General features: G+C 42.3%; 1 protein-coding gene. It reads left to right on the top strand.

Annotation, left to right across the window (positions count from 1 at the left end):
* Positions 1-13 precede the first annotated feature (13 nt).
* A partial coding sequence (locus tag IEY73_RS34940) for a DMT family transporter (RefSeq protein WP_229716464.1) occupies positions 14-522 on the top strand: 509 nt, incomplete at its 3' end.

The raw sequence follows: 522 nt of genomic DNA, 5'->3' as shown, positions 1-522 counted from the left end.
GCCAATTTATACGGTGCTTCTTTCCCCTTTTCTTTTGAAAGAAAAATTAAAAAGAAGTGCGTTAATTTCTGCATGCATCGGGATAGTGGGGGTGGTGTTGATTTCAGATCCTAGCGTAGAAAATGTGGGGCCGGTTGAAATTTTTATGGGCCTATTGAGCGGGATCTTTGTGTCTTTAGCGTATATCACTTTAAGGGATTTGAGGGAATATTACGACAAGCAAGCCGTGATTTTAGCGTTCGCCTTTGGCATGAGCCTTCTTGGATTAGTGGGCATGTTCATTGATATTCCTTTTTTATCCACAGGCGTTCATATTCCTAGAAAAGAAGACATTTTGTGGATTTCTTTAATAGGGGTTAGCGGGACTTTGGGGCAGTATTTCTTAACTTATGCTTACATGAACGCGCCTGCTGGGATCATTGCCCCGATTGAATACACCCGCATTGTTTGGGGGCTGTTGTTTGGGCTGTATTTGGGCGATAAATTTTTGGATCTTAAAAGCTCTTTGGGGGTGGCTTTGAT

The sequence above is a fragment of the Mangrovihabitans endophyticus genome, from assembly GCF_014646155.1.
Taxonomy (GTDB): Bacteria; Actinomycetota; Actinomycetes; order Mycobacteriales; family Micromonosporaceae; genus Actinoplanes; species Actinoplanes endophyticus.
The sequence above is the reverse complement of the archived record's forward strand: the minus strand, read 5'-3'. Positions and strand labels throughout refer to the sequence as shown.